The 6,428-nt window shown below is 27.7% G+C and carries 7 protein-coding genes and 1 pseudogene; all 8 read right to left on the reverse strand.

Translation table 11 applies throughout. From position 1 onward, the window contains the following. A pseudogene (locus ACU52_RS15505) lies at window positions 1-246 on the reverse strand (acyltransferase); the annotation flags it as partial. Between the two features lie 41 nt (window positions 247-287). Further along, window positions 288-1,352: a glycosyltransferase gene (locus tag ACU52_RS14320; protein WP_162207790.1), complete on the reverse strand. Its 1,065-nt coding sequence runs from the start codon at window positions 1,350-1,352 to the stop codon at window positions 288-290. A 4-nt stretch (window positions 1,353-1,356) separates the two neighbouring features. Next, entirely contained in the window at window positions 1,357-2,544 is a 1,188-nt protein-coding gene (locus tag ACU52_RS14325; RefSeq protein WP_053399294.1) for a hypothetical protein, read from the reverse strand. Window positions 2,545-2,546: 2 nt separating this feature from the next. After that, a complete protein-coding gene (locus ACU52_RS14330) occupies window positions 2,547-4,250 on the reverse strand; it encodes a capsular polysaccharide synthesis protein (protein ID WP_053399295.1) in 1,704 nt (567 codons plus the stop codon). After that, entirely contained in the window at window positions 4,225-4,758 is a 534-nt protein-coding gene (locus ACU52_RS15860) for an acyltransferase (protein WP_053399296.1), read from the reverse strand. The genes ACU52_RS14330 and ACU52_RS15860 overlap by 26 nt, the downstream gene beginning before the upstream one ends. 241 nt (window positions 4,759-4,999) lie before the next feature. Beyond that, complete coding sequence (locus tag ACU52_RS15940; RefSeq protein ID WP_053399297.1) at window positions 5,000-5,290, reverse strand: glycosyltransferase; 291 nt, start codon at window positions 5,288-5,290, stop codon at window positions 5,000-5,002. Between the two features lie 185 nt (window positions 5,291-5,475). Next, complete coding sequence (locus tag ACU52_RS14345) at window positions 5,476-6,150, reverse strand: glycosyltransferase family protein (protein ID WP_053399298.1); 675 nt, start codon at window positions 6,148-6,150, stop codon at window positions 5,476-5,478. Beyond that, window positions 6,147-6,428 (reverse strand): polysaccharide pyruvyl transferase family protein (locus ACU52_RS15345; RefSeq protein WP_162207791.1); only part of this gene is annotated, 282 nt, incomplete at its 5' end. The genes ACU52_RS15345 and ACU52_RS14345, both read right to left, overlap by 4 nt.

The raw sequence follows: 6,428 nt of genomic DNA on the forward strand, positions 1-6,428 counted from the left end.
ATTATTAGGTACTATACAATTTGCTCCGATACCACTATAATCACCAATTTCTATGTTACGTCCTGTACCAAAATATGCTTTTCTATCTATTGTCGAAATTTTTCCGCATTTTTTGAATATATGTTTTACACACCAAATTCGTATAGAATTATATAATTTACCAAATATAGGTGTATATGATCCTGGAAGATATTGTGCAAATCCGTAGTATAAGATTAAAAATAAAATTCTAAAAAGATTTTTCATTGGTTATGATTGAAATAATTATGGATCTCAAAATTTGGAATTTATAAATTAAGCATTCTCTTTATTATGTCTACTGAATTATTGAATGAATATTTTTCGAGATACAAGTCTCTTACTTCTTTGATAAATTTCGGAGGCTTGTTATTTGATAACATATTTATACCATTAATAAATTCATCTGCGGTATTACATTCTTTATATAAGTCTCTTGGTATGGTAAAACCGACAAATGCTTCATGGCTTCCTATTATATATTTACCCCACATTAGTGCTTCTGTAGTTTTTGTCTTCATTCCACTACCTTCAAAAATAGGTGATATAATTGCATCACAGTTTCTATAGAATACTCCTAAATCAGGTACGAAACCGTGAATATGAATATTTTTTATTGAATGAAAAGGAAGACGATCCATATTAGATCCAACAATAGTTAATTCAACATTTATTTTAGGAATAACATTTTTAATAAACCAAGTTAATCCATTGACATTAGCATAGAAGTAGCTTCCTACGAAAAGTAATTTTAATAGACTTTTTTCAGATGAATTCTTTTGTGTCTCTTTATCAGAAATAAATGAATCTTTTATAGATGATGGTAATATTGTTATTGAGGCGTTTGATTTTATTTTTTTTATATAATTTGCATCTCTTTTAGTAAGGGCTATAAGGTTATCTGAATATACAATACCTTCAATTTCAGACTTTATTATTGGTCTGTTGTATAACGGATACATTAAGGTTTGAAAGAAATTTCTTTTTCTAAAATATTTTTCTACATTATGGAAAAAAGTAATTATCCGTCCTTGATACCCGTTATGTTTCAACTCTTTTGCTAATCGTCCCCAAAATGAGCCATCTATCCATATAATGTCAAAATCTTTACTGATTTGAATTATTTTTTTTACCAATGAAGAGTTTAATCCTACTACATAATGTTTTGTACATCTATCAACAACATCGCTTAATTTTGTTCTTTGCTTTTCTATCGTAATTACTAGAACATTATTAGTACCTGCTATTTCTTTTAAAACATCTAAATTACGTTTTGTAATAACGGCTCCTCCTCCGTTATCGGAACAATTAGTAGAAATAAATAATATCTTCATACCTCTAAGATTTTTTGTCATATAGTTTTATAAAAGGGAATGAATGGTATAATATCCATAAAAAGTAGCATTCGGCATTTCCTAACATTAATATTAGCATTAGACATAATACCATTGATTTTTTTCCAAATCCGTTCTTAAAAGTTCTACATGTATAGAGTAGCCAAATACAAAATGGGATAAGACCATAAGCCGCAATAAAGTCAGTAACACCAGACCCTGTCCCCCATCCACCTTGATATTCAACAGCAGCCCGAACATAAGGATGATCAACATATCTAATTTGAGGATATGTGGTATTTCCTATTATTGGATGTTTGATGATATAATAAATATCCATCATTGCTGTAGAGAATCTTGAAAGATTTTGGCTTCCTTCTTTTGATTCTATATCTTTAGCTACTCCTATCTGCTCTTGAATTTTTTCACCTATAAAAGGTATGCTGGTCGCAACAATATAACCAATGAAGATAATTATTACTAAAGATAAAAGTTTTGAAACTGATAATTTCTTGCTTAAATAATAGAATATGTATATAAAGAAAAATACAACATACCCTTGCGTACTTACTGTTGTTAGCAAAGCTATGAAAATAATAATCATTTTCTTTTTATATATTTTCCATAATAGGGATAGACGGTCAAAAAATAAAATTTGAGAAATACAAATATAACCGGCAAAAGCACCCGGTTCCCAAAAGGGGCCACAGTTTCTTCCTTTAATAATCTCATTTATTCTAACATTCCATAGGAAAAAGCCTTTATAATTTCCTATATTGATGCTATCAATATTAGGAATTATATTAAAAATTATCATTAGTAGATAACAAGGAATAGATATTAGGCACAATATATATATAATATTAAAATATATATATTTAAATCTTTCACCTAATATAGAACAAATAAACCAACCAGCAAAAATCATTTGTAATGAGTTGCTCATTTCTGATATACCATAATAATATTTCTGTAATATAAATACAAGTATAAATGAGCTAATATAAATATATAATGATTTCTGGAGTTTTATTTTTTTATTTAAAATGTATATTAAGGCGATTATCGCAATAAATAAGGTCTTATATGGGATTATATAACTATTTGTGAATCCACACATTATAAAAAATAAGAATATTAAAATATATTCTAATTTTGATAGATAAATTATACTCCCTGTTAATGTTTTCATATTTAAATGTTTTCAATTATTTCTCCCCAGAATGTTTTTTGTGTAGTCCCTTCAATATAAGGATTGAATTTTATTTTCCATGATAGCTTGTGGAATATACCATTTGGGAATTTGTCTTTGTTATATTGTTCATTCATTTGCTTTTGTAAATCTAATATATTAGGTTCCGAGATACCTAATTTGTCTATAGATTCTTTACAAATGAAACTTTCATTATAAATAAGATTAAGAAAATAGTCTAATAAGAGATAATCAACAAATAAAGATTCACGTTTACAATATTCGAGAAATAGTATAAACATATTAGTAAAAATCAATCTTTGTTTACCTCCTATAAGATAGCTTGCCCATCTATATTTAGATATGTATGAATAATCGTCATCAGAATATTTTTTGCTGCTATAAAATTCAATAGAAGAAATATCTGGAATTATTGATGTCGTATAGCATGTAGCATCAATCCAAAGCCCACCATATTTGGAAAGGAGACCGAATCTTAGGATGTCTGAAAAATTGGTTATTGAAATATCGCCTTTATTTACATTGTCAATAATATATTGTGGTATATTGATGTATTTATTATAATTGGTCTTATCTATAATAATAAGGCATTGATTTTTATTTAGATTTTCTCTGATTTTTTTTATACATATTTTAGGTACAAGAGGCATCATCTTCTCCCCTTGCCACCAACATACCCATATTGGGTCTTTTCCTTTTTCTATGATTTGTTTTTGTTCGAGTTTTGTATCTTGAATAAATTGACTATAATTTCTTTTTAAATATTTTGAAATAGTTTTTTGAACAATTAAGTAGCACCGTTTTTTCTTTATGCTATTTAAGAAGGCAATGGGTATCCCAATAATCCCTAGAACATTTATATAAGAGTATATCGTTTTTAGTTTTCTTTTGAAAAGATCAAAACTTTGCCTGTTCCAAATTCTTCTAATGATTTTCTGCTTTAATTTATAAATGTAGCTATTATATTTTTGGGATAGATAGTTTATATCTTTTTCATTATAAAATTCTTTAATAACTTTTTCTCTTTCAACTTTGCCAATATTATTCAAGGAGAATGTAAGACCATCATGGTTAAAAATACATACATCTATATCCATCGGCCGATATGTGCAATTCCCAAAGACAATTGTTTGAAGCCAAAATTTCCAATCACTTACTAATTTTAGAGTCTCGTCGTAAGGATATCTTAACAATAAAGATCTTTTTATAAAGGATGCCTGATGACTGATTGATGTCACAAAAAAATGTTCTTTTGTTACTTTTTCTATTGGTTGAACATAATCTATGACTTTTCCATCCTTTGTTGAAATTTCACATCCAGTTAACACATCAAAATCGTCATCAAGAAATAGCGAAGCCTGTTTTAAAACAAGTTGATTGGCAAACATATCTCCTGCATTCATAAAAATACAATATTCACCTGAAGCCATGTTTATAGCTTTATTCATTGCATTATAAATGCCAGAGTCAGGCTCACTTATCCATTTAGAAATAGATTTATAGTATTTTTTTATAATATCAACAGTACCATCAGTACTTGCTCCGTCAACAATAATATATTCATAATTATCATATTGTTGAGTTACGACAGATTGTATTGTTTTTTCAATTTCTTTGTATGCATTAAATGCAATTGTTATAACTGATATTTTCATATTTTTATAAGAAACTACATGCTTTTCCATTAAAATGATATTTTAGGTTTTGAGGACGTTTCCCAATAATTTTAGCGGGTATACCACCGACTAAAGTAAAAGGAGGAACATCTTTCGTAACAACTGCACCAGCAGCAATAACTGCTCCTTCGCCAATTTTTACGCTATGAAGAATTATAACACGAGGTCCAATCCAAGCTCTGTTTCCTATAATAACTTTTCCATAATGTCCTGGATTACATGAGAAAAAAGGATCTCTATAATCGTGTTGATATGTCCAAATTTGTACATCTGAAGATAGATTCACATCATCTCCTATGATTAAGCCTGCGCGAGCATCTAAAATGGCGTTATCTCCAATGATACTACCTTTTCCAATACATAATCCTGTCGGATTTCGTATTTCTGCTCCATAATAAATAATCGCATTTTTCTTAATGTCAATAAGATATATTTTTTTGTAAAAGAAATCTCTTATAAAATGTACATATATATGAGAAATCCATAAAAGGAACAAACGGTTTTTTAAAGCATCCATTTTAAAAAAAAGAAAAATTCTATTTTTTGAAATATAGATATTGGCTTTGGTAAACTTCCATCTTTATAATATTTTTTTTCTATTATTGCAGATAGTCTGATTAATGGTGTAAATAATAATAGAATAATTAATCTATGTTCTATTATTAAGATTATTATGAGAATAATTAACAATGTTGACATGGCTCTTTTATGTTATAATTATGATTTATGCTTTATGTAATATAAATGTGATAATATATTTACTTATTAATTGCACTATATATATTTAGAATTGATTGACCATATTTTTCTTCTGAAAAATTATCTTTTGCAAAATTTTGTGCATTGTGAATAATGTTGATATTTTCAGACTCACAAAAAATCATTTTTTTCATTATTTCAGCACAGCTATTTACATCATTAAATGTGAAACCAGTTTCTTTATTCTTAACAAGTTCTTTGGTTCCTCCTGAGTTCCTTGCAATAACAGGACATCCATAAAACATGGCTTCAACAGTCACTCTACCTAAGCCTTCATTTTCTGAGCACATTAAAAAATGCTGTTGCAGATGACATATATTGTTTTATATTTTTACAATAACCAACAAAATAACATTATCTTTTAATTTGTATTCATTAATAAGTCTGCTTAATTCCAATTTATAATTATCCGTAACATTTCCGGCCATTATCAATTTATATCCTCTAGATGCTAAATTAGATAATCCAAATGCTTTTATTGCAAAAGATGCACCTTTTGCTTCACATAATAAAGCCGAAGAAAAAAGAAGTATTTTTGTTTATTTGTATTTAAGCATATGTCAGAAACACTTCTTACAGCATCCCAAATATAATAAGCATTACGTGCTTTATTCAATTCCCAATGATTATAGACAGATTTTGTTATTGCTATTACTGCATCTGAAGCATATATCATTTTTTTTAATCTCTTCCACCCTGTAAATGGTTGAAAATTAAAATCCAAATCCTGAAATTCACGAATATGCCAAACATGTTTAGCTGATAGTCTTTTCGATAAATCAACGCCAATTGTAAAAACACTCGCATTAGAATGAACTATATCTATTTTTATTCCATTTAGTTCTGAGATGACCGAATTAACACAACGCAAATTAAAATATTTATCACGTAAATAATGTGGCAAAAATTTAACGATATGTTTTACATTACTCTTTTCTCTTATATTCATCCTGAAATGATGAACAATACATCTTATATTATTCTTTGTAAACAATTCATAAGCAGGTCCTTTTTGAGGCAATAAAACTATTGGCACAATATTATCCCGCATTGAATGAATCATATTATGTAAAGATAATGCAGCACCACCTAAATGAGCTGTGTGACAAATATATAAAACATTTAACTTTTCCATTTTTTTATCAATCATAGTATATTTTTTAGAAAAGACTCAGACCTTTGTCTAATAATTGAAAGATTTTTGTCTACATCATTCCAATCTATATTCAAATTATATATATTATCAAATGTTGTATCTTCTTTCAAAATTCTGTTTGTTAAATTCAATTCATCCAATAAATCTGTTATACGACTGTTTCCTCCTTCAAATCTTCCTTTTAATGGAACATATATAAAAGATGTATGCATAAGTATGGCAAATACAACTCCATGAAACGATGGGGTTACTAATAATTCTGCATTTCTTAT

This window comes from Xylanibacter rarus, from assembly GCF_001275135.1.
GTDB classification, from domain to species: Bacteria; Bacteroidota; Bacteroidia; order Bacteroidales; family Bacteroidaceae; genus Prevotella; species Prevotella rara.

Coding starts and splice junctions, on each gene's coding strand:
- ACU52_RS14325 (WP_053399294.1), bottom strand. CDS start 2,544: ATGAAAACATTAACAGGGAGTATAATTTATCTATCAAAATTAGAATAT.
- ACU52_RS15940 (WP_053399297.1), bottom strand. CDS start 5,290: ATGTGCTCAGAAAATGAAGGCTTAGGTAGAGTGACTGTTGAAGCCATG.
- ACU52_RS14320 (WP_162207790.1), bottom strand. CDS start 1,352: ATGAAGATATTATTTATTTCTACTAATTGTTCCGATAACGGAGGAGGA.
- ACU52_RS15860 (WP_053399296.1), bottom strand. CDS start 4,758: ATGGATGCTTTAAAAAACCGTTTGTTCCTTTTATGGATTTCTCATATA.
- ACU52_RS14345 (WP_053399298.1), bottom strand. CDS start 6,150: ATGATTGATAAAAAAATGGAAAAGTTAAATGTTTTATATATTTGTCAC.
- ACU52_RS14330 (WP_053399295.1), bottom strand. CDS start 4,250: ATGGAAAAGCATGTAGTTTCTTATAAAAATATGAAAATATCAGTTATA.